This is a genomic window from Flavobacterium piscis, from assembly GCF_001686925.1.
GTDB lineage: Bacteria > Bacteroidota > Bacteroidia > Flavobacteriales > Flavobacteriaceae > Flavobacterium > Flavobacterium piscis.
This window is the reverse complement of record NZ_LVEN01000027.1, coordinates 519,671-543,019: the sequence shown is the minus strand read 5'-3', so window position 1 is coordinate 543,019 and position 23,349 is coordinate 519,671. Positions and strand designations below refer to the sequence as shown.

The following is a 23,349-nucleotide window of genomic DNA, read 5'->3' as shown; positions in this document are numbered from 1 at the left end:
TTTTAAAAAATCAGAATAATACTATGAATATAAATCAACTGGTTTTTGACACTGTTTTTAAATACATCATAAAATATTTCATTATTTTTTATCGATACTATAATTTATCTCTTAAAAAACGTCATTTAAATTTCTGACCAAATTAGGATAATGACCACATAATTTTAATCCCATTTTGTTTCATAATTATGTTTAAATGTTTCATACAGCCCCGAAAACACTGAAACTAAGCGATATGAAACAAAAAAGCTCATTTATGAGATTCCATAATGAAAGTTTACTTTATTGATTGATTAAATGAATTGAAGTTTATTAGAGATTATATGAAAATTAGGTATTTGTAATAATCTCGCAAAGACGCAGAGTTGCAAAGTTTCTTTATTGAAGTTAGATTTGGGTATGTCTGCTTTAAGCTTTTAAGTTCTATGTGAAATCATTAGTCTTATGCTGAAATTATTTCACGCAGATCCTGCAGATCAAAGCAGATCAAAGCAGATTTAAATAGATTTTTAAATCCGAAAAATAAATAATCTGCTTCTATCTGCCTAAATCTTTAAAAATCTGCGTGAAATAAGTTTTTACTTTAAGTTATTTCACGATCTACGGCCATCTAAAGTTATTTAATGATATGCGGTTGTACTCCCTCATTGGTAATAACAACAGGTTGGATCAAACCATTCTCATCAAAATGCATTTCTTCTATGCAGGTTTCTCTGGAGTTGGCGTGGGTTTCTTTGATGGGTCTTCTGTGGTACACAATAAAATATTGATCAGAATCCGGTGCCTTAATGACGGAATGATGTCCCGCCCCAACAGCAATTGTAGCATCTTGTTCCAAAATTTTTCCAATTCTTTTAAAGGGTCCCATTGGAGAATCTGCAATAGCATACGCCACGCAATAATCAGGGCCGGTCCAGCCGCCTTCTGACCACATAAAATAATATTTATTGTTTCGAATGAACATAAAAGGTCCTTCGACATAATTTTGGGGAGTTATTTCTTTGAATACGGTTTTGTCCTCAAAAGGAATGAAACCGGTAAAATCACTTTTTAGTTTCGCAATATTACAATGTCTCCATCCTCCATAAATTAAATAACACTGGCCGTCTTTGTCCCTAAATACAAACTGATCGATAGGCTGGGCTCCGTTATGAAATTTATCTACAAGCGGTTTTCCTAAATAGTCTTTATAAGGTCCTTCAGGTTTTGAAGCCACGGCAACGCCAATTCCGCCTATTTCATTGTCATTCTGGATATCATTTGCGCCAAAAAACAAAAAATATTTCTTTTTATTTTTAATGATCGAAGGTGCCCATATCGCTCGTTTTGCCCATTTTACTGCTGTTGTATCGAGAATCCTGGAATGTTTTGTCCAGTTTGTGAGATCTTTTGAAGAAAAAGCATCCAAAAAAACCTGATCTTCATACGGAGCCGAAAAAGTGGGATACACCCAATACGTTTTATCAAAAATAATTCCTTCAGGATCAGCGTACCAACCTTTAAATATGGGATTATTATTTTTTGCTGCAGCAGAAACGGCGGTTTGTGCCATTGTTTTTGAGCAGAAAATAATGAAAAGAAAAAATAAAACTTGTTTCATAACATTGGGATTAATTCGACCAGCTATTTACGGGTTTCGCATCTACTTTCATTTTAGCGCTCCTCCGTTTTTTTCTATTTATATAATTATTCGATTTGCCTGTTTGTTGTTACTTTAAAGCAATTGTAATTCCATCTTTAAGCGTACCGGAACCTTCATATGTTTTACCATCCAAAAGCAATTGTACTTTTATTTTGTTTATTTCCTGATCGATATTTCTTTTTCCTTGTTTTCCGTTGGTTTTGATGATGACGGTATTGTTCTTTTTTTCGGCAGTAAAAGTTACTAAAGCATAATCTCCGTTCTGGAATCCAAATCCATCGCCTGAATCCAGATACAATTCTCCTTTTGCTTTATTAGACTGATTCAGACAAACTAAAAGACTTAACGGATCGAATGAATTCTCGCCTGCATTCTGGATAATTTTACCAGCCGGAATAATACTTCCGCCTTTTATTTTCAGTTTCGCCTGATATTTATCCTGCTTTTCTCCCTCAACCAAATTTAATTCTTCCCATATTCCTGAAGGCAATATTGGATCTTTGGCAAATGCGGGTACTACCAAAAGATTTTCTCCTAATAAAAAAGCCTGTTCTTCGGCTCTAAGGCGCGAATCTTTACTGTCTGCAAAAAATACAGGAGCCATAACGGGCATTCCGGTTTTAGAGGATTCGTAAAAAAGTGTGTATATATAAGGCAGTAAACGATAACGTCGTTCTAAGGCAATTCTTGACGTTTTTTCTATTTCAGCGCCATACGCCCAAGGTTCTTTATCATTTGTTCCTGCACAGGCGTGACCGCGTGCAAAAGGCATAAAAGCTCCAAAACCAAGCCAGTTCGCCCATAAATCGCCATCGGTATTACCAAGGAAACCTCCAATATCCGGCCCGTTAAAAGGCTGACCTGATAGTCCTAAAGTAAGCGACATGGGTACAGATAATTTTAAGTGTTCCCAGCTCGCATAATTATCTCCTGTCCAGGTGGCCGCGTAACGCTGACCTCCTAATAAATTAGAACGGGTAAGAAGAAAAGGGCGTTTTGTTGGGTTTACTTTTAAAATCCCGTCGTACGAAGCTTCTACCATCAAACGACCGTAAGCATTGTGATACAGCAAGTGAGAACCCTGAGGCAAATTACCTCCGCCTTTGTGTGGTGTATCGTACGGCATTGTTCCGAGGCGTTTGTCTTCGGGCAAATCACTATCATTTACAGCAGGTTCGTTCACATCATTCCAAACACCATCGATACCTGTGTTTAAGAAATCTTTGTAAAGTCCGCCCCACCAATTTCTGGCTTGTGGATTTGTAAAATCAGGAAAAACACAATCGCCCGGCCAAACTTTTCCGTGGTATTCTTCTCCGTCATTTTTCTTCACCCAAACATCGCTTTGTGTACCGGATTTATAAACCGAATATTCTTTGTCTACTTTTACTCCGGGATCGATCATATATACTGCACGAAAGCCTTTTTTATGCAAATTATCATTCAGTACTTTTGGGTTTCGGAATCTAATACTATCAAAAGTAAAAACACGGTAACCCTGCATATAATCAATATCCATCCAGATTACGTCGCAAGGAATTTTCTTTTCTCTAAAAGTATCTGCTATTTCCATAACACGTTTTTCACTGTCATAAGAAAATCGGCATTGATGATAGCCCAGAGCCCAGCGTGGAGGCAATTTTATGGTTCCTGTTAATTCAGAAAGTCCTTTGATCACTTCCTGAGGCGATTTTCTATCGATAATATACACTCTAAACAATGCGCCTTCTGAGTTATAAATAATCTGATCTGAGTTGGTAATTAACTCTGCTTTCCATGTACTGTCGAAAATAATTCCAAAAGCAGAACCGTCCGGACGTACGCCCATAACCCATGGATGTGTTTGATACAATCTTTTACCGCCTTCTACGCTATAGGCTCCTGTATCTGTATTCCATAATTTTATAGATTGTCCGTTACGCAAAAGCGGCCCGGTTACTTCTCCTCCTCCGTAAAGGCTTACTTCTCCTTTTAGGTTTAAGATCGCGCCGGCTTTATTGTTTTTGAATGTGAATTGCGGAATCAATGACCAGTCTGATGGCAGTTTCCCTTTGGATTTTGGTTCAGCAGCAAGAATTAATGAGGGAGTTTTGTTTTGATCAAAACCTTTGGGAATAAATTCTGCAATTCTGTTACCCACTAATGAAGTTTTGAGTAACGGAATTTCCTGAGCTGTTGCATTTGATATTCCGAATGCAATAAAAAATGCTGAAAATAAAATTGATTTCAAATTCATGCTAAAAATTTAAATGTTATTAAACGATATCAATCATTGCAAACATACTAAAACGTTTTAGTATATTTATAAAAATATTGACTTAATTTGTGTTTTTTGATGAAATGGTCAAAACAATATCTTGTTATCGATATTTTTTCAACCAGACATACAGTATTTTACAATGCCGGAATAGCCAATTTAGTAACCTCGGAAACGGGTTCACCAATAACCGGATTTCCGTTTTTATCCCATTTTATTTGTTGCATTCTTGGTGATCTTTTTATGCCGCATCCTTCTCCGGGTTTTGAATTTGCGTGATATAAAATCCAGTCTTCTTTGCCATTTGGCGATTTAAAAAAGGAATTATGCCCCGGAGCATATACTTTAGTCTGATCTGATTGTCCCAGAATTGGCTGATCTGATTTTACCCAGGCTGCAGCATCCAGTAAATTTTCTTTTCCTGTAAAGGTTAAAAGGCCTAAACTATAATTATCCGTCCAACATCCGCTGGCCGAAAAAACAATAAACACTTTTTCTTTATGCGTTAAAAACTGAGGTCCTTCGTTTACATTTACTTGTGGCGGATTGACATCGTCGTGCAGCGCGCCATATAATTCCCATGGTTTTGTCGGGCTTGAAATTCGAACTCTGTCTCCATCAATTTGAGTAGGCGTTTTCATTTTGGCGATATAAATATTTTGCTGTCCATTGGTATCCCCTTCCCAGCCGGACCAAATCATGTACAAGTGCTTCTTATAGGTAAATACATTACCGTCAATCGCCCATTTATCTGTTTGTGCGGCAATTTTTCCTCTAAAAATCCATTCGCCTTTCATTGGATCTTTCGAATCATTTTCTAAAACATACATTCTGTGCGTATTGTTAGAACCATTATCAGCAGCAAAATAAACGTACCATTTGCCATTGATATAATGAAATTCAGGTGCCCAGATTTCAGCGGAATAGTCAGTATTTTTAGGCGCAATCCAAATGGTTTTCTTTTCAGCATTTTTTAAATCGGCTAAACTTTTTGTTTTTAAAAGAACCAAGCGGTCCTGCATGGTATGCGTGTAGTAATAATAACCGTTATGATAGGTACTGTAAGGATCTGGCCCGTAATCTAAAATTGGATTGGTAAATATTTCCTGCGCCAATGCAATATTGTTGATTAGGCAAAACAGCATCAATAAAAGTGTTTGTTTTAAAATGGATTTTTTTTTCATGAGTAACATTAATTGTTTTTATGTTGTATTTTGGTCACAATCGCTTGCAGCTTCCTTCTATTGAAAAGAATATTAAATAGTTGTGAATTTATAAGCCTTTGTCTGATTTCTTAATCAAAACTACTCTGTACGAGTTTATTTCTCTCGTGCTATAGGCTTCCTGCCATGTTTCCTGATCCGCTTTGCCAAGAATACTTTTATCTTCCGCCCCTCCAAATAGCTGATTAAAATCTTTAAACTGATTCAGGGATACGTATGAGATTTCGCTATTTAAACGATATTCTTTGAGATTTACCACTCTAAATAAACTCCAGCTGCCAAATCTACCCGCATCTACTCTTTTTTGCCATTCCGGCTTAAATATTTTGGATTCTGCATTTTCATATTTTGCATAATTTTCCGGCGTCACTTTCATTAAATTAATCTCCATCACAGCTCCTAAAGACACATTAAATTGTTCTTTAGTCTGGTCAATTTGTTCCAGATAAAAAGTTTCTACTACATTTCTTGTTCTAAGGGATTCTGTTCTTTTTGATAATAACATTGCTTCAGACATAGCGGGAAATGCTTTTTTAGACATTTTTAAAAAATTATCGCTACTCCCATTTTGAATCATTTTTGTTGAATCGTTAAAAACCTGAACTGTTACATATTGAAAGTCCTGATTCTCACCAACCAAATGCCAAAGCTGCCATCCCTCAATATCACTGTTTTTAACACGTTGAACGTGTATTTTTTTCCAAAAACTTTCCGTTTCAATGTAGGCTGATTCCTGCCCTGGAGCAACTTTCATAAACTCAAATAATAAGTATTTCTTTTTTTGGGCAATCGATGTACTTCCCAATAAAACAACTGCAGCAAACAGTAGTATTTTTTTCATAATTATAATATTTAATAGATTTAATTATCAAGCAATGGCAACCTTCAGGTGTATCTGCAAGTCCATTTTTATAATTTCATTTCTTGGCGATTTTGATGATATTATTCCTTCAGTTAAAGCTTCAGTTCATTAAAATTTTGAAAATAAAATCCTCAATAGTTACAAGTGATACATTTAAGATTAAAAAAATAACTTTTAAGAATTTCATTTTGTATTACTAAAAATATAAGTAATATTGCAAGCGTCCATTTGCTATATATTTTAAGTACTATTAAAACATTTTGCTTATTTTTTAGTAATACAATAATTTATATATTAAAAAAATATCATTTTAATTTTTGGCCAAAGTAGCATATTGAGCACATTATTTTAATCTCATTTTGTTTCACAATTGTGTTCAATTGATTCAAATACCCTTTTATTACTTGGTCAGTACGCTAGAAAAATCAAAATGAACACTTATGACACCAGCGGAAAATTTATTTTTTTATATAAAAATTAATAAAAACACATACATGCAACGTTTCTTTAAAATTGGGATATTAGTCTGTCTCTTATTTTTGTCGACTACAATTTTTAGCCAGGAATATTATTTTAAGCATTATAAAGTCGAAAACGGAATGTCTAACAATACCGTTTTGGCTTCGATTCAGGATAAAGACGGTTTTTTATGGCTGGGTACAAAAGATGGCCTGAACCGTTTTGACGGATATCATTTCAAGACATTTCGAAGTGCAAGAGATCCTAAAACATCATTAGGTAGTAACTATATTCAATCGCTGCATGAATTCAGAAATTATATTTGGGTAGGAACCGATAAAGGATTGTATTCTTACGACAAAAAATTAGAAAGGTTTGCTTTTATCAACGAAGCCATTACGAATCGTATTAATGATATCGACAATGATTTAAAAAACAATCTTTGGTTTATCTCGATCGGGACATTGATTAAATACAATGTTGATACCAAAGAAACTGTCATGTTCGATGGCAAAGATTCTTTTTATGCTACTTCAATTTCGTGTGATAAAAATGGTGTCATCTGGGTTTCTTCTTATGATGATTTATACCGCTATTCTGAAGCTACTCAGAGTTTTGAGAAAATCAGGGTGCAGCTGCCTAACTCAACTTTTTCAATATCTGTCATATATGCATTAGATGCCAATTCGGTTTTGATAGGAACTCGTGATCATGGCGTTTACAAATATGACGTTTCAAGCGGTAAAACTACTCCGTTTATTAACGGTGCAGAAAAACCTGTTTTTGTACGACAATTTAAAAGAAACAAAAATGAATTATGGATTGCCAGTGAATCCGGTGCTTATATCTATAATTTACAGCATAAAACGATTCGGAATTTACGTAAAAGTCCGAGTGATCCTTATGCGATTTCAGATAATGCCGCCTATTGTATTACTATTGATAAAGAAAATGGCGTATGGATTGGAACTTATTTTGGAGGCGTAAATTATCATCAGAAACAATACGATCAGTTTAAGAAATATTTTCCCCGAAAAAGCGAAAACGCCATTGTAGGAAGTGCTGTGCGCGAAATTCAGAAAGACGATCAGGGCAATCTCTGGATTGGTACTGAAGATGCAGGAATTAATAAGTTTAACCTCCACACAAAGAAATTTGTTAATTACCTGCCTGACGGAACAAAATCCGGACTTTCTTTTTACAATATACATGGTGTTTTGCCAAGAGGAAATAAAATCTGGATAGGAACTTTTGAGCACGGACTGGATGTTATGGATGCCAACTCCGGAAAAGTTATCAAACATTACGATCACACGACCAGTAATTTTAAAAGTGATTTTATTGTTACGTTTTATGAAACTCCCGAAAAGAAATTATATGTCGTAACTTCTGTGGGCATTTATTTGTATGATGATCAGAAAGATAGTTTCGAAATTTGTTCTATTTTTTCAGAAACTACCCATTATACCTGCATGTTCAAAGACAAAAAGGGAAATTTATGGGCAGGATCTTATCGTGACGGACTTTTTTATTATAACCCGAAAACCAAGGAAAAAGCTGTTTACAGGCACGATTATAAAGATGATAAAAGCATTAGTAATGATTTTATCACTTCGATATTTCAGGATCAGCAAAACAATCTTTGGATTGCAACAGAAAATGGTCTGAATTTGTTTGATACCGAAAAAAAGGAATTCAAAAAATTTACCACCAAAGACGGATTTTCAAGTAATGTAATTTATTCTATTTTGCAGGATGATCAGCAAAATCTATGTATTACAACTTCAAAAGGATTGGTGAGATTTAATTATAAAACAAAATCAGTTAAAATTTTTACCACAGCAAACGGATTACTGAGTGATCAGTTTAATTACAGTTCGGCTTTTAAAGATGCTAATGGCGACATGTATTTTGGAAACCTAAATGGGATGATTAGCTTTAACCCAAAGAATTTTAGTACCTATAAATACAATCCTCCCATTTTTATTACGGGGCTTCAAATCAACAACCAGGATGTAATTGTAAATGACGAAGATTCTCCGCTCGACGAATCGGTTTCCTATATCAGGAAAATCACTTTAAAAAATTATCAGTCTAATTTTAATATTGATTTTGCTGCTTTAAGTTATACAGCTCCTGAACTTACGCAATATTGGTACAAACTCGACGGGATTAGCGACGACTGGGTTTATCTGAATAAAAACAATAAGGTGTTCTTTACAGAGCTTCCTTCAGGCAATTACAAATTCAGGGTAAAATCATTGAGCGCCAGCGGGATTTGGAGTAAAGAAGCTGTTGTAGAAATTACCATTTTACCGCCATTTTGGGCAAGCGGTTATGCTTTTTTCCTTTATTTTCTGGTAATTGCGGGATGCCTGTATTGGCTTTTACGCAGGTATCATCACATGAATATCAAGGAAAACAACCAAAAAATTGCCAATCTTAATAACGAAAAAGAGAAAGAAATATACCACGCTAAAATTGAGTTTTTTACCAATGTGGCGCATGAAATACGAACACCTTTAACGCTGATAAAAAGTCCTTTAGAAAGCCTGCTGAAAAGAACTTACGAATCTCCGGAAATCATTCCCAATTTATCCATCATGGAGAAAAACACTTCGAGATTATTGAATTTGGTTAATGAACTGCTGGATTTTAGAAAAACCGAAATGGAAGGTTTGGGACTAACATTTGTTGAAACCAATATCTCACTTTTAGTGAAACAATTGCAGTCGCAATTTACACCTCTTATTGAAGAAAGAAATATTCACTTAGCATTAGAATTGGGAGACAAGGATATTTATGCTTTTGTTGATGAAGAAGCGATTACCAAAATTCTAAGCAATTTAATTAGTAATGCCGTTAAATATGCCAAAAAGGAAGTTATTATTACTTTGTTCAGAGACGAAAATTCTCTGGAATTTATAGTGAAGAATGATGGTAATCTGATTCCGAAAGGTCTTAAAAGCAAAATTTTTGAACCTTTCTTTAGAATATTAGGATCTGAAACACAGACCGGAACCGGAATTGGTTTGTCGCTCGCGCATTCTTTGACGGAATTGCATAACGGAACTTTAAAACTGCAATTTGTAGATGATGCTATGAATACTTTTGTGTTGCGATTGCCGCTGCGCCAACAAAGTGAATTTCATCTTTATAAAGACACAGCTGAAAACACCTTAAAAGACAATAACGAAGAACTGGAAAATGAGATTATTGCAAAAAACACAAAAACGCAGATTCTTATTGTCGAGGATAATTTAGAGCTCCTTAATTTTATGAGCAAGGAACTTGGAAAAGAATATAAAATTTTCAAGGCGACTAACGGAGAAGAAGCCTTAAAAGTAATTCACAATCAAACGATACACATTGTTATCAGCGATATTACAATGCCCGTAATGGACGGAATTGAACTGTGTGACCGTATTAAATCTAATATCGAAACGAGTCATATTCCTGTCATTCTGTTGACCGCTTTAACCGCCATACAATCCCGAATTAAAGGTCTGGAATCAGGAGCTGATGCTTATATCTCCAAACCTTTTTCGATTGATTTTATATTGGCGCAAATTGATAATTTATTATCCAATAGACGCCATGTTATGGAGTTTTATGCGAGTTCTCCTTTATCCCATTTAAAAAGTATTGCCCACAATAAAATTGACGAAGATTTCATTAAAAAACTAGATGAAATTATAGACCAGAATATTGCAGATACGAATCTAAGTGTTGAATCATTGGCCGATATTCTGCACATGAGCCGTTCGACTTTGTATCGTAAAATAAAAGACATTTCTAATTTAAGTCCAAACGAGCTTATCAATAATGCCCGTTTAAAGAAAGCGGCAGAATTACTGCTTTCCGGCAAATATAAGGTCTATGAAATTTCAGAAATCGTAGGGTACAATTCGCAGTCCAGTTTTAGCAGAAACTTCCAGAAAAGCTTTTCGATGTCGCCATCAGAGTTTATTAATAATGGCAATCAGGAAGTGAAATAGTACGATTTTAGAAATGTTTTTTTAATGAAAATTACTTTAAATCGTTTATAAATGGGGTAATACAAATTAGTACAGTGTAAAATTTTTATTCGCTATTTTTGTCTGTAAATAAAGATATCACGCTACATTATCATTTTAAATCTTGAAAAATAAAAACCATACGATCAGACAATTTGAACTGTCGCCTCTTGCAAAGGCAGGAATTATTATGGTTAATATGGAAGACCGGGATGTTGAAGAACATGATATCTCGAAGCCACACCGGGATAATCATTGCCAATTGATGTTGGCAGTAAACGGAACATTTCAATTCAATATTGATTTCAAAAACATTGAATTTACTGCGCCGGCCCTAATTTGTATTTTTCCGGAGCAAGTACATCATATTATAGAAGTAAAAAATCCAAAAGGATGGATGATTAGTTTTGATCCGTCGCTCGTCAATAAAGAAGTATTGCTCCTTTTAGAAAATAAAATTGATAATCCTTTTTTACTTCAGCACGAATCTCCTTTTTTTGAGCAGCTTTGTCTCATGATGGATTTAATTGAAAAAGTACAACAGCAAAATACCAATCAGTATAGTCAAAAAACTGTTCATTCCTTGTTAAATGGGCTTTTAAGTTTAATTGCAGGAGAAATAGTTTCTGATTTTGCTCTTGATAAAACAAAAGAAAACCGAAGCATTATCATTAAGGAATCGTTCATGAAGCTAACAAAAGAACATTTCAAAACCTGGAAACAGCCTGCTCAATATGCGGCGGCACTTTCTATTTCGACAGCGCATTTAAATGATACTGTAAAATCATTAACAGGAAGTCCTGTGTCTGTACATATTCAGGAAGCCTCTATCATGGAAGCCAAAAGATTGCTCTACTTTACAGCTAATAGCGTAAAGGAAATTGCTTACGAAGTTGGTTACGAAGAACCTGTTTATTTTGGAAAACTTTTTAAAAAAGTAACCAGCCTCACTCCTCTTGAGTTTCGGAAAAAATTCCGTGATTAGAACTATTCTTCCCATCATTCAAACTACATTAAAACCTCATCCTACAAGTAGTTTTGCATTGTAATTAATACTTTAACTGATATGCAAAACGAAATCAACATTCCCATCATACTCGACGCAGTACAAAAAGTGGGTAACGTCTTTTTAAAAGATTATAAGCGAAATGCTATCCCGCAAACTATGGATGAGCTTTTGAAACAATTAGAAGACATCGACACTTTGTGCCTGACTTCTTTAAAAGAAGATTTATCTCCGGAATTTCCCAACACACCCTGGCATATTGGAGACGAATTTGATACCAATTCACAAAGAAATCCGGCCAAACAAGACGAATACTGGCTTTGCGATGCGATGGATGGCGCTATTCAATATCTTCAGCACATTGCAGGATGGACAATCAATCTGGCACTTATTCGTGATGGACAGCCTTACTTTTCTGTGATTTTTGATCCTTTGGCTAATGAAATATTTTGGGCAAAAAAAGGCGAAGGTGCCTTTATGAATGGCAAATTACTCAAAATTAGCCGTAAAACAGATCCGGCTGTGATGCTTGCTGTTTTTGAATACGGTCATCAGGATAAATCAGATAATAATTTAAATGAAAAAATTGGTGCTACAATTACAAAACTGATCCGCAATTACGGAATAGTTAGAAATTATGGGCCACACGGTCTTCAATTGGCGTATGTTGGTGCAGGAAGAATCGATTTGTTTGTTCAGGAAGATCTTGATACTTATAATTGGATTGCCGGACTGCTTATCGCTAAAGAAGCTGGTGCAACAATCCTGACAGCAGCGGGAAAACCATGGAAATGGGGAAGCGAAAGTGTATTGGCTGCACCAAAAAATATTGCAGAGAAATATCTACAAATTAAATCTACAAATTAAAATGAACATAGCCATTATAGGAGCCGGAGCCGGAATTGGATTACAAGCGGTATCGCAGGCACTCAAAAACGGACATAACGTAACAGCTTTGTCAACAAATACAAATCAGATCCCAAATCATCCCAATCTCATTAAAATAAATGGAAGCGCTACCTCGCCTACAGACTTAAAAAATGCCATAAAAGATGCCGATACTGTACTCATAACCGTTGGCACAAAAAATAAAAAAGCAACAACTCTTTTTTCTGATATTGCAAATAATTTGGTAAAGGTTGTTGACGATTTAAATTTCTCTTCACCAGTTTTAGTAATTACAGGTTTTGGAGCGGGAGAAAGTAAAAGGTATTTAAGCTTTTTTATGAAAACCGTGATTTCATTATTCCTGAAAGATCAATATAATAATAAAACAAAAATGGAAGAAATCATCACTAATAGTTCTCTAAGATGGGAAATTATCAGGCCGGGAATGCTTACCAATAAAGATAAAAGTTCGGCTTATAAAACCATAACGGGACTTTCTAGAGGAATAAAAGTGGGCAAAATTTCAAGAGCAGATGTTGCTGATTATTTAATTAAGGAGGCCGAAGATCCAACAAGACTTTACCAATATGTCGCGTTGACGAATTAATAAAAAAAAGTAACAGCTCAGTGCTGTTACTTTTTTATTTCCTTTATTAATAATCCAAAGGCGTTGCTAATACAATCTCCCTGTTTTCTAATAATGGCACAATCTGTCCCAAAACTACTTCCTGAAAATAAGTGGAATTTCGATGCGCTGTTACGGCATCTTCGTTCCTATATCCTTCAAATAATAATATGTTATTTAAATCTGAATTATTTTGATGAATGGTGTAAAACAAATTTCCTTTTTCTTTAACGCTTTCGTCATGTACTTTTTTTAGTAAATTTAAAACGTTTTCAATCTGACCTTCTTTAACTTTCCATGTCGCAAAAACATGAACCGGATTTTGATTTTCCATTTTTATATTTTAATATGTTTTTTTATTTAATTAACACAATCTTGTCCAGAGGAACGAGGGATCTCCGTTAGTAACTCGACAAAGACTGGCGATATTCCGGACGGAATTTCTTGTGTGATTTCTCGTTCCTCGAAATGAAAAGACTAGCTTATAATTATTTTTTAGATTCTAAAATAACAATCATCTTTTCTGCCACTCCCTTTGCAGAAGCAGGATTTTGTCCTGTAACCAAATTACCATCGGCAATACTGTGGGCAGACCAATTTGCGGCAGAATGAAATTTTGCTCCTTGTTTTGTTAAAGCTGTTTCTAATAAAAAAGGGACATCTGCAATGGCGTAACCTCTTTCTTCTTCATCTGTAAAAGACGTAATGTTTTTACCGTTTACTAAATAAGTTCCGTTGCTTAGTTTTACATTTAATAAAGAAACCGGACCGTGACACACTGCCCCTACCACTGCATTTCGTTCGTAGGTTTCTTTAATTACTTTTTTCAGCAACTCATTTTCCGGCATATCGACCATTGGTGCTAGTCCGCCTGGTACAAAAATGGCATCGTATTTAGTAACATCTACAGTGGATAGCTTAACGGCTTTTTGCATAGTTTCCCAGCCTTTTCCTGTTAGAAATGCCAGATTTTCAGGATCACTTGCTAAATTAAGAGCGTCTAAATAAGGCGTATCTCCGGTTAAGCTGGCAAAATCGATCTGGTAATTTGCTTTTTCGAATGCAGCATAAGGATGCGCTACTTCTGGAAGAAATGTTCCTGTTCTTCTGTTGTTTGGTCCAATGGCATTGGCATTCGACACGATAATTAAAATTTTCTTGTTCATTTTTGTTTCGTTTTTAGAAGTTGTGGTTTGTTTTACTGCTTTGTTTTCTTTTTGATTTTGGGCATAAGAAGAAAAAAAGGCAAGTGCCGCTGTTAGAATCATCAATTTTTTCATGGCTATAAATTTTTAAGTTGTTATGAATTATTTATAGGGCAAATTTATGCCGGCTCTACTCCTCAATACGAGGAGCAAAGTCACAAAAAAAGTGTGACGGGAATCACACTTTGAGTTTAAACAGCTATATTATTTATTGTTCGAGTAAAGCCTGCTAAGGGTTTCGCGGCTCACTCCCAGATATTCTGCAATATATTTTTTGGGGATTTTTTGCATGAGATTGGGATACAGATCTGCAAATTCTTTGTATCGCTGCTGCGGATTATTAGAAAGTAATGATATAACCCTTTGCTGAAGCGCAATAAAACCTTTGGTAAGCTTTATTCTAAAAAAGTGCTCCATTTTGTGCAGCGTAACCGAGAGCTGTTCCCTGCCCTCAAGTGTCAGGCACAAAACCTCGCCCGGCTCCATACAAACCACATACATATTGGCTTGTTTTTGATTGAAATAGGCAATATAATCAGACATCCACCAGTTTTCTGTAGCAAATTGCACGATGTGTTCTTTGCCGTCTTCATCCAGATAAAAAACCCTGAAAATTCCGCTCATAATGATATATTCATATTTCGCATCATCGCCTTGCTGAACAAGATATTGATTTTTTAATACTCTTCTTATTGTAAAAAAGGGTTTAATAGATTCAAACTCCTCGTCAGTAACAGGTATTATTTCTTCAATATGTTTTCTCAGCTTTTCCATAGTTTGTTTTACTTTTTCAAAGATAGAAGATTAGTTTAAATTTTAGATTGCTGCTTAAATTTAAACGCAATCCCGATAGCTATCGGGAGCAAGAATTTATTTTTTAAGGTTTGAAAACGCGAAAGTTCGCTAAGCTTTGTGTAAGGTTGTTGAGGATAATTTAAACACAGAGATCTCAAAGTTATTTTGAAGGTCTGAAAAACACAAAGTTCACAAAGCTTTGGGTAAGGTGGTTTGTGATAATTTAACTGCTTAAAGATTTTTTATTGGAGTGAAATAATCTCGCAAAGACGCAAGGGCGCAAAGTTTACTTTCTGATGATTTGCATCGTAGCGAAATTAAGAAATAAAGCTAAAAACTTTGCGACTCTGCGTCTTTGCGAGATTAAAAAAGTCTAGTTTATTCAGCTAATTGACTGACCTGAATGTTTCCGATAAGTTTGACGTCTTCACCTAATCCAAGGCCTCCGGAATCTGTCATCTTGTTCCATGTCATTCCAAATTCTTTTCTATTTACTATTCCAAGAACTTCAAATCCATGCTTTATATTACCATGCCCATCGTTTTCTGATCCGCCATATTCTACTTTTAATTCAATTGGCTTTGTTACACCTTTCAATGTTAGATTTCCAGTCATTTTATAATAAGTACCTCCAGTGTTTACAAACGATGTCGACTCAAAAGTAATTTTCGGGTAAGTTTCTGCATCAAAAAAATCACCGTTCTTTAAATGCTCATCACGTTGCGGCTGATTGGTATCGATACTTTTTACATCGATGGCTATTGCTACTTTTGCATTGCTAAAATCGGTACCATCTGTAATTATATTTCCTTCAAATTTTCTGAAAGAACCTGTTACAGTAGAAATAGCTAAATGTTTAATTTTAAAGAAAACTTCGGAGTGCAATGGGTCTATTACCCAAGTGGTTTTGTTTGTCATAATTATTTTTTTAATGTTTATTATCAGGACAAAATTATGTAGATTTGCTATACAAAATATAGTAGTTACCTTTGAGTAAGTAGTTACCTTCACGTAAGTGGATGTTTTTTAAAATCAAATAATTATGAGTCAAAAAGAGGATGTTTGCCAATATAGATTGCTGGTTGCCAGGGATACTTTAGAAGTAATTCAGGGAAAATGGCGTTTGCCAATTATTATTTCATTAACTCATGGCAACAAACGCTTTGGAGAAATTCAACGGGATATCGCAGATATTTCGCCCAAAATGCTATCGCAGGAACTAAAAGCTTTAGAAACAAATAAAATTATTACGCGCACGCTTTATGACAGCATGCCGGTTACGGTAGAATATTCTCTTACTCCTTTGGGTTTGACGATGCGAAAACTATTAGATGAAATTCTGAATTGGGGTGTTATTTTTAGAAAAGAAATTTTAGAAAAATAGCTTGAGAAAAACTATAGATTGAAAGCAAAACATAACTATTATTGAATAATTTTCAAATCGACTCTTTTTTTTTGCTTTTTAAGTTTAAGATCAATAAAATCGATCCATTTATCGCTTTCCTTTACAAACCACTTCCCTATTAGTTCTGTATTTTCATCATTAAATTTACCTTCAAATTTCATGGTGCTGCTTTTAATTTTAAAGACATTTTTGACCAGATAACTCGTCATAGACCCGCTTTCGCCTTTCGAATTATAATATTGCATTTTTGCCCTTTCTTTAGAATTGGTCAAAGAAAAAATTTCAAAAGTCTGAGTTCTTTCATCACCCATCATTACATCAGCTTTGTGCAGGATATAATTTTCGTTTAAAATATATTCGTAAGTATCAATACCAATTAATGCTACATTATCACTCTTGCTAAATATCGTCCCTTTTGTTACCCAAATTCCAATAAGTCTGCTGAAATTACTTGCCTCTATTGTAGTCATAGTATTTGGTTTAATTATTTAAAGTTGCCATAGCATAACAGCAATTTTATGATTTAGTATCGTTTCATTTTCTACGATTATTATTTAGGCGATAAATATAACAGAATGCTCAAAAAAATATTTTACATTTAATTAATTTTGTAATTACATAATTTACAGATAATTACAAAAATATAATTAAATTTGAAAGACAAAAAACCAAGCACTATTTACGTCATTAGTTGTAATTTAATTTTGAGAATGTCATTACTTAATCTAGATTAACGGATAGGTCTTCTCATCCTATATAAATTTGTACAAGAAATCTAAGTCAAATAAAAAGATCAAAAACTTAGATTGAATTAAAATATATTAATCTAAAACCAAAATAAGATGAGTACAATTACAGTTAAAGACGGAACAGAAATTTATTACAAAGATTGGGGAACAGGACAACCTATTGTTTTTCATCACGGATGGCCATTATCTGCTGATGATTGGGATGCACAAATGATGTTTTTCCTTCAACAGGGATATCGTGTTATTGCACATGACAGACGCGGACATGGACGTTCCGGTCAGAGTTCAGAAGGTAACAATATGGAAACCTATGCTGCAGATGTAGCTGAATTGACTGAAGCTTTGGATTTAAAAGATGCCATTCATATTGGGCATTCTACAGGTGGCGGAGAAGTAATACGCTACGCAGCAAAATACGGAAAAGCCCGCGTTGCAAAAGCGATCATCATTAGTGCCGTAACGCCAATAATGATAAAAAATGAAGCAAATCCTGATGGTGTTCCATTGTCTGTTTTTGATGAGATAAGAAAAGGTACGGGATTTAGCAGAGCGCAATATTTTTATGATTTTCCAATCGCCTTTTACGGATGGAATCGCGAAGGAAAAACTGTTCAGGAAGGAATTAAACACAACTGGTGGCGTCAGGGAATGATGGGTTCTGTACTGGCTCATTATGAAGGAATAAAAGCGTTCTCGGAATCGGATTTTACAGAAGATTTGAAGAGTTTAGATATTCCTGTTCTTGTTTTGCACGGAGAAGATGACCAAATTGTACCTTATAATCAAGCACCTAAAGCTGCAAAATTATTAAAAAACGGAAAACTAATATCATATCCGGGATTTCCACATGGTATGCCAACAACAGAAGCAGATACTATTAATAAAGACATTTTAGAATTTTTAAAATCGTAAGGAAATAGAAAATGCTTTTTTACAAAAAAACCTCCAAAATTTTTGGAGGTTTTTGTTTTATAAGACTGCTTCATTAATTATAAAAATCATTTTTGATTTGTATTTTTTAAGCATCAACTTTATATTCTTTCAGTACTTGGCTTATTTCACATCAAACCATAGTTTCGTCGTCAGTACATCTTTTCCCTGCACCTCTACTGCGGCTTTATAACTAGTTCCATTTAGCGATTGCTCTGTACCTGGATAAAAGAAACGTGAAGGAATTTTTCCTTCCAAAAGCGAATTTGGACCAGCAACCAAAACGGGATAGTCAAGTCTTCTCCACTCTGCAAAAGCATCAAGACCTTGCCCGTAAAACGCAATCCATTTTTGAGTACCTATCGATTTGGCATAGTTAGTCGCATCGTATTTTACAGTTGCCTGATTAAGATAATTAGCAATAATGGTCGCATCTGTAATACCAAATTGGTTGAATGATGCTGTAATGGCGCTCTTATAAAGTGCTTCTGCATCTCCGGCAATGTAACCACGCGCAACTGCTTCTGCAACATTAAACAATGTTTCTGAATAGGAAGCAAATACAGCAGGCGATTGAGAAGTCAGGAAGTAAGTACCTGGCCTTGATGTTTTAGCAAGCCCCTGCGCATTGGCTGCAGTAGTTGATAACCCGTTTCCACCTCCAACATATTTACCCACGCTTGGATCTGTTGGTAATTGAGCGTAAACAGGCAAACGCGGATCTGATAACTCATATAACTTATCGACCATTGTTTTCGAAATACGGTAATCATCACGTGTTTCGAACCAGGCCGAAGCCGGATTTTGCTGTGGTGAACTGATGTAAGTAAACTTAAAAATATCATTGGTACTGCTTATTAACCCTCCGGCATCTGTTGTTGCCTCAATAGCAGTTTGTTTAGCCAATGCAGGCTCTCTGTCTGAAATTCTCAACGCTATACGCAAACGAAGCGAATTTACCAGTTTTTTCCATTTTGTAATGTCTCCTTTATAAGACAAATCACCAGTTACAGCTCCGTTTGCTGTACCTAATAAAGACTGAGCTTGTTTCAAATCTTCCAATAATCCTGTATATATTTCTTTTTGAGTATTATACGCCGGATTTACTTTCAGGCCTGCTTCTTTATAAGGAACACTTCCGTAAGCATCTGTCAACAATAAAAAAGTCCATGAACGCAAAGCAAGTGCAATTCCTTTATAATTAGAATTTGCCTGAGCCTCCGGAAAATTAATAATAGTATTTAAATCGGTAATCAAAGTTGAGTACCCTGTATTCCATAAAGTTACAAAAGAACTGTTTGATAAATTAAATGTGTCCGGTTCTGTATATTGGATTTTTGCCCAATGCTGAACAAATAATAATGAGGAGTCAAAGTTATTTGTTGAACCCCAATATAAATCAGCACCCTGCTTTAGTGATCCTGTCAACAGGTAAGGCGCCAATGGAGTTTCGGTGGCATTTGGATTTTTATTTATATCATCCAATGTATCGCTGCAAGAACTAAATGTCAATGCAAAAAGCGTTATATAGGCTATTTTTTTTAGCATGAGTGTGTGTTTTAAAATTTAAGATTAACATTAAGGCTGAAATTTCTCGTAGATGGCAGGGAATACTGTTCTAATCCTTGTGCATTTCCGGTATTGTAAGCCGTTTCAGGATCAATATTAGGTACCTCTTTGTAGATAAAAAACAAGTTACGACCTGCTGCAGTAATACTCGCTGATTGCAATCCCAGTTTTCTTACTAAGCTTTTGTTTACATTATAAGTCAACTTAATTTCTCTCATTTTTACAAAAGTAGAACTGTAGATATACGCTTCACTAATATTGTATGACGCCTTGTAATATTCCTGCGCACTAAGAACGGTAGTATTTGGAGTTCCGTTTGCATATACTCCTTTAAAGATCATTCCATCATCATATACTGGTAATCCGGCCGGGGCATTTCCTCCTGATACCAAATTTTTCACATCTTTTCCGTCACTGCCGGTCGTTATGTAATAATTTAATCCGCCGTTTGCGGCATCACGACCCGGAAGAGTCTGAGCCAGTACACCTGTATAATTACCTACTCTGTTCGTTCCTGAAAAAAGTTCTCCACCTACACTGGCATCAACAAGAAACGAAAGTTCAAGATTTTTATAGGTTAATGTATTTGTAATACCTGCTATATAATCCGGAGTATAATGTCCTAATACTTTTTTATCCGTTGCAGCTTGTGGCAATCCATTAGAACCTACAACGATATTCCCATTGGCATCACGCTCATAAGCTATTCCGTAAAGAGCTCCATAAGCTTGTCCTACAGAAGCCAAAACATCAACACCACCTGAAGAACCAATTGTATAATTTTGGATCTGTTTATCATAATCAAGAATATCTACTTTACTTGTATTCTTTGAATAATTTCCGGCAATATTCCACTTGAAATTTTCAGTTTGAACAGGAGTTCCATCCAATTGAATTTCGATACCTCTATTGTTTACTTTACCTGCGTTGATCAATTGCGATGTATAACCACTTCCCGCAGTTGTTTTGATTTCCAGAATCTGGTCGAAACTATTCGTATTATAATAAGCAACATCAAAATGAAGTCTGTTTTTAAAGAAAGTAGCTTCTAAACCAACTTCAGTAGAACGGGTTGTTTCCGGTTTCAAATTCTCATTAAGTTTTCTCTTAGACGAAGTCTGAATTGGATTTCCGTCGAATGCCGTTTGAAAATCGTAAACTGTATTCAATTGATACGGATCTGCATCATTACCCACTTCAGACCATCCACCGCGAAGCTTTAAAAAATCAAGCGTACTACCTTTTAGATTAAAGACTTCGGATAAAATCAAACTACCATTAAAGGAAGGATAAAAATAAGAGCGGTTACTGCTTGGCAATGTCGATGACCAGTCATTACGGGCCGTTACGTTTAAATAAGCATAATTTTTATAGCCAAACTGCGCTGAAGCATAAGCACTGTATACTCTTAATCTTGATAATGTATTTGATGAAGTTAACGGATCTCTTGAATTCGTCAATGTATATAAATCCGGCACAGCCAAACGCGGTGCTTTTTGATAATTGTTTGCGTCGCTATGGTTACGAATATTGAATCCGGCAAGAGCATCTACAGTAAAATCATCGTTTATTTTTTTAGTATAGGTAAAAATACCCTCTGTATTTTGTTCGTTTACCGTATAAGCATCTTCAGCATACGATCCAAAAGGAGTTCCGTTTGTACCATATTTTATCGTGTATTTTCTGCGGTCGTTATAATTGTCAACAGAAGTACGGAATCTAAAATTAAGGTCGTCTGTAAGTTTTACATCCAAATGGATATCTCCTATTAAGCGGTTACGCTGCTGACTTGTTGTATTGTAATAAGCGGTCCAATACGGATTGCTGTAATAACTGTTGTTCCAGTTCGTGTCTCTGTTATTTCTAAGCGCATTCATATCGACCTGGCGTCCAAACCATGTAAACTGAAGCATCACACCCGCTGCACGATTACCTGATGGCCCACCAGGTAATGTTGGAGCATCTGTAACAATATAATTCCCGGTTACACCTACCTTAACCCTTTCTGACAATTTGTAATTGGCATTTACACTAAAGTTCGTTTTGGTAACTTCACTATTAGGAACTGTCCCTATTTGTTTTTGATTGTTTACTCCCAAACGGAAATCTGATTTTTCATCTGATTTTGCTACAGAAATACTATTATCATAAGTAAGACCAGTATTAAAATAGTCTTTTACATTATTTGGATGAGCCACAAAAGGTACTGCTACACCATTTGAATTAAATTGAGGAATAAGACGTCCGTCCATTTTAGGCCCCCAGCTTTCATCCGTTTGATCATTAATACCGCCACCTTTACCATCAACATAACTGAATTTTCCGTTTGAACCTTGTCCGAATGTATTTTGATAAGTAGGTAACAGCGAAACTTCGGTAATAGTTATACCAGTATTAACGGTTACACCTAATCCTTGCTGACCTTTTCCTGATTTTGTAGTAATAAGAACAACTCCATGTGCAGCACGCGATCCGTAAAGCGCGGCAGCATTAGGCCCCTTTAGTACATTTATTGATTCAATATCCTGTGGATTCAAATCGGCAATTGCATTTTTGAAATCACGTGTAGCCCCGCCTACGCTTCCTAACTGCGAGTTATCTACCGGAATTCCGTCTACCACAAATAGCGGCTGGTTATTTCCTGCGATAGAGGTTTCACCACGAATAACGATACGTGAAGACCCCATATCTCCCTGCGAATTAGTGATACGAACTCCTGCTAATTTTCCGCTAAGACCGTTTAGAAAATTGGTTTCCTTTGTAGTTTCCAAATCCTTACCTTTTACAGACTGAGTAGTATATCCTAAAGATTTTTTTTCCTTAGTGATACCAAGCGCTGTCACCACTACTTCTGACAATGCATTCTGTTCCTGAGTAATACTAACCGTAACAGGATTTGAAGTAACTACTACTTCTGTTCTTTTATACCCCATATAACTTACTACAAGTGTATAAGGAAATTTCTGCCCTGTCTGGAAATAAAATTTTCCATCAAAATCTGTTACAGCACCGTGTGTAGTACCTTTTATGTTGATAGAAGCACCAATTACCGGTTCTTTTGTAACAGCATCCACTACTATTCCTTCAAGTTTAGACTGAATTAAAGGCTTGGTTTCTTGAGCTTTAATCCCTATGGAAATCAACAAAATGCATACAAATGCATATCTATTTAATTTTTTTTTCATTACTTTGTTTTAGTTTAATAAATAAGGTGAGCACTGGAAGATTTACTTTACTCCTGCTTCCTTATAGAGATGTACAATTTCTTTAAGCTTCACCATTTCTGCTGCAACAGAAATGGTCCTTTTTTTTTCAGCTATGCATTCGTCTTTTCATTTTTATTTTTTTTGATTACTATTATTTGTGCTAGACTTATAAGATTTTAATGCAAAAAATTAAGCTCTGATATTCTAAAAATAATTACGTAAATTACTGTTAAAGCCTTATTTTACTATAAGTTCTACTAAATTGATAGAACAAAGGTAAATTAAAATTATTAGTTCCAAAATTTTAACCGAATTTTTTGAAAAAAAAATGTTAATTAAATCAAGTTGAATTTTTAAAACACTAAAAACAAAACAGTTAAACGGTTTAGGAATTTTTACAGCGTGTAGGAATTTTTCTAAAACAAATAAAAATAAAATAGAAATTTTAAGTGTTTTTAAAATCTAATATAATTGCAAGAAAAAGCATTACGAGAGAATTAATGACGATAATT

Annotated in this window: 17 protein-coding genes; 6 read left to right on the top strand and 11 right to left on the bottom strand. The window is 35.1% G+C overall.

The window, feature by feature from the left end:
• Nucleotides 1-616: 616 nt before the first annotated feature.
• The 4 genes from FLP_RS12770 to FLP_RS12755 all read right to left on the bottom strand — a co-directional run bounded on the left by FLP_RS12770 (nt 617) and on the right by FLP_RS12755 (nt 5,963).
• The gene (locus tag FLP_RS12770; RefSeq protein WP_207797837.1) at nt 617-1,552 is read right to left on the bottom strand and encodes a glycoside hydrolase family 43 protein; all 936 of its coding nucleotides are present in this window, start codon (nt 1,550-1,552) and stop codon (nt 617-619) included.
• 157 nt (nt 1,553-1,709) lie between these two features.
• Nucleotides 1,710-3,878: a TIM-barrel domain-containing protein gene (locus FLP_RS12765; protein ID WP_065449870.1), complete on the bottom strand. Its 2,169-nt coding sequence runs from the start codon at nt 3,876-3,878 to the stop codon at nt 1,710-1,712.
• A 158-nt stretch (nt 3,879-4,036) separates the two neighbouring features.
• The gene (locus tag FLP_RS12760) at nt 4,037-5,083 is read right to left on the bottom strand and encodes a glycoside hydrolase family 43 protein (RefSeq protein WP_065450288.1); all 1,047 of its coding nucleotides are present in this window, start codon (nt 5,081-5,083) and stop codon (nt 4,037-4,039) included.
• Between the two features lie 88 nt (nt 5,084-5,171).
• Nucleotides 5,172-5,963: a hypothetical protein gene (locus FLP_RS12755; RefSeq protein ID WP_065449869.1), complete on the bottom strand. Its 792-nt coding sequence runs from the start codon at nt 5,961-5,963 to the stop codon at nt 5,172-5,174.
• Nucleotides 5,964-6,424: 461 nt separating this feature from the next.
• Here FLP_RS12755 and FLP_RS12750 point away from each other — a divergent pair, with 461 nt between their 5' ends.
• The 4 genes from FLP_RS12750 to FLP_RS12735 all read left to right on the top strand — a co-directional run bounded on the left by FLP_RS12750 (nt 6,425) and on the right by FLP_RS12735 (nt 12,960).
• A complete protein-coding gene (locus tag FLP_RS12750; protein WP_243397587.1) occupies nt 6,425-10,441 on the top strand; it encodes a hybrid sensor histidine kinase/response regulator transcription factor in 4,017 nt (1,338 codons plus the stop codon).
• Between the two features lie 142 nt (nt 10,442-10,583).
• Nucleotides 10,584-11,444: an AraC family transcriptional regulator gene (locus tag FLP_RS12745; RefSeq protein WP_065449868.1), complete on the top strand. Its 861-nt coding sequence runs from the start codon at nt 10,584-10,586 to the stop codon at nt 11,442-11,444.
• 81 nt (nt 11,445-11,525) lie between these two features.
• Entirely contained in the window at nt 11,526-12,332 is an 807-nt protein-coding gene (locus tag FLP_RS12740) for an inositol monophosphatase family protein (protein ID WP_065449867.1), read from the top strand.
• A gap of 1 nt (nt 12,333) precedes the next feature.
• Entirely contained in the window at nt 12,334-12,960 is a 627-nt protein-coding gene (locus FLP_RS12735; RefSeq protein ID WP_065449866.1) for an NAD(P)-dependent oxidoreductase, read from the top strand.
• Nucleotides 12,961-13,006: 46 nt separating this feature from the next.
• Here the strand turns inward: FLP_RS12735 and FLP_RS12730 are convergent, their stop codons facing one another.
• The 4 genes from FLP_RS12730 to FLP_RS12715 form a co-directional block, all read right to left on the bottom strand.
• Nucleotides 13,007-13,312 (bottom strand): putative quinol monooxygenase, encoded by a 306-nt coding sequence (locus tag FLP_RS12730; protein ID WP_065449865.1) that lies wholly within the window; start codon nt 13,310-13,312, stop codon nt 13,007-13,009.
• 154 nt (nt 13,313-13,466) lie between these two features.
• Complete coding sequence (locus FLP_RS12725) at nt 13,467-14,258, bottom strand: type 1 glutamine amidotransferase domain-containing protein (protein ID WP_207797836.1); 792 nt, start codon at nt 14,256-14,258, stop codon at nt 13,467-13,469.
• Nucleotides 14,259-14,387: 129 nt separating this feature from the next.
• Complete coding sequence (locus tag FLP_RS12720; protein ID WP_065449864.1) at nt 14,388-14,957, bottom strand: Crp/Fnr family transcriptional regulator; 570 nt, start codon at nt 14,955-14,957, stop codon at nt 14,388-14,390.
• A 399-nt stretch (nt 14,958-15,356) separates the two neighbouring features.
• Nucleotides 15,357-15,896 carry a YceI family protein gene (locus FLP_RS12715; RefSeq protein ID WP_065449863.1) on the bottom strand — a complete coding sequence of 180 codons (540 nt, stop codon included), beginning with the start codon at nt 15,894-15,896 and terminating at the stop codon, nt 15,357-15,359.
• A 124-nt stretch (nt 15,897-16,020) separates the two neighbouring features.
• On the opposite strand from FLP_RS12715, the gene FLP_RS12710 reads away from it, so the two are divergent.
• The gene (locus FLP_RS12710) at nt 16,021-16,362 is read left to right on the top strand and encodes a winged helix-turn-helix transcriptional regulator (RefSeq protein WP_065449862.1); all 342 of its coding nucleotides are present in this window, start codon (nt 16,021-16,023) and stop codon (nt 16,360-16,362) included.
• Between the two features lie 38 nt (nt 16,363-16,400).
• Here FLP_RS12710 and FLP_RS12705 read toward each other — a convergent pair whose 3' ends face one another.
• Entirely contained in the window at nt 16,401-16,853 is a 453-nt protein-coding gene (locus FLP_RS12705) for a hypothetical protein (RefSeq protein ID WP_065449861.1), read from the bottom strand.
• A 372-nt stretch (nt 16,854-17,225) separates the two neighbouring features.
• Here FLP_RS12705 and FLP_RS12700 point away from each other — a divergent pair, with 372 nt between their 5' ends.
• Complete coding sequence (locus FLP_RS12700; protein ID WP_065449860.1) at nt 17,226-18,044, top strand: alpha/beta fold hydrolase; 819 nt, start codon at nt 17,226-17,228, stop codon at nt 18,042-18,044.
• A gap of 141 nt (nt 18,045-18,185) precedes the next feature.
• On the opposite strand, the gene FLP_RS12695 is transcribed toward FLP_RS12700, so the two are convergent.
• Together FLP_RS12695 and FLP_RS12690 are read right to left on the bottom strand one after the other, a co-directional pair.
• Nucleotides 18,186-19,610: a SusD/RagB family nutrient-binding outer membrane lipoprotein gene (locus tag FLP_RS12695; RefSeq protein WP_065449859.1), complete on the bottom strand. Its 1,425-nt coding sequence runs from the start codon at nt 19,608-19,610 to the stop codon at nt 18,186-18,188.
• Nucleotides 19,611-19,621: 11 nt separating this feature from the next.
• Nucleotides 19,622-22,816 (bottom strand): SusC/RagA family TonB-linked outer membrane protein, encoded by a 3,195-nt coding sequence (locus FLP_RS12690; protein WP_065449858.1) that lies wholly within the window; start codon nt 22,814-22,816, stop codon nt 19,622-19,624.
• Between the last annotated feature and the right edge of the window lie 533 nt (nt 22,817-23,349).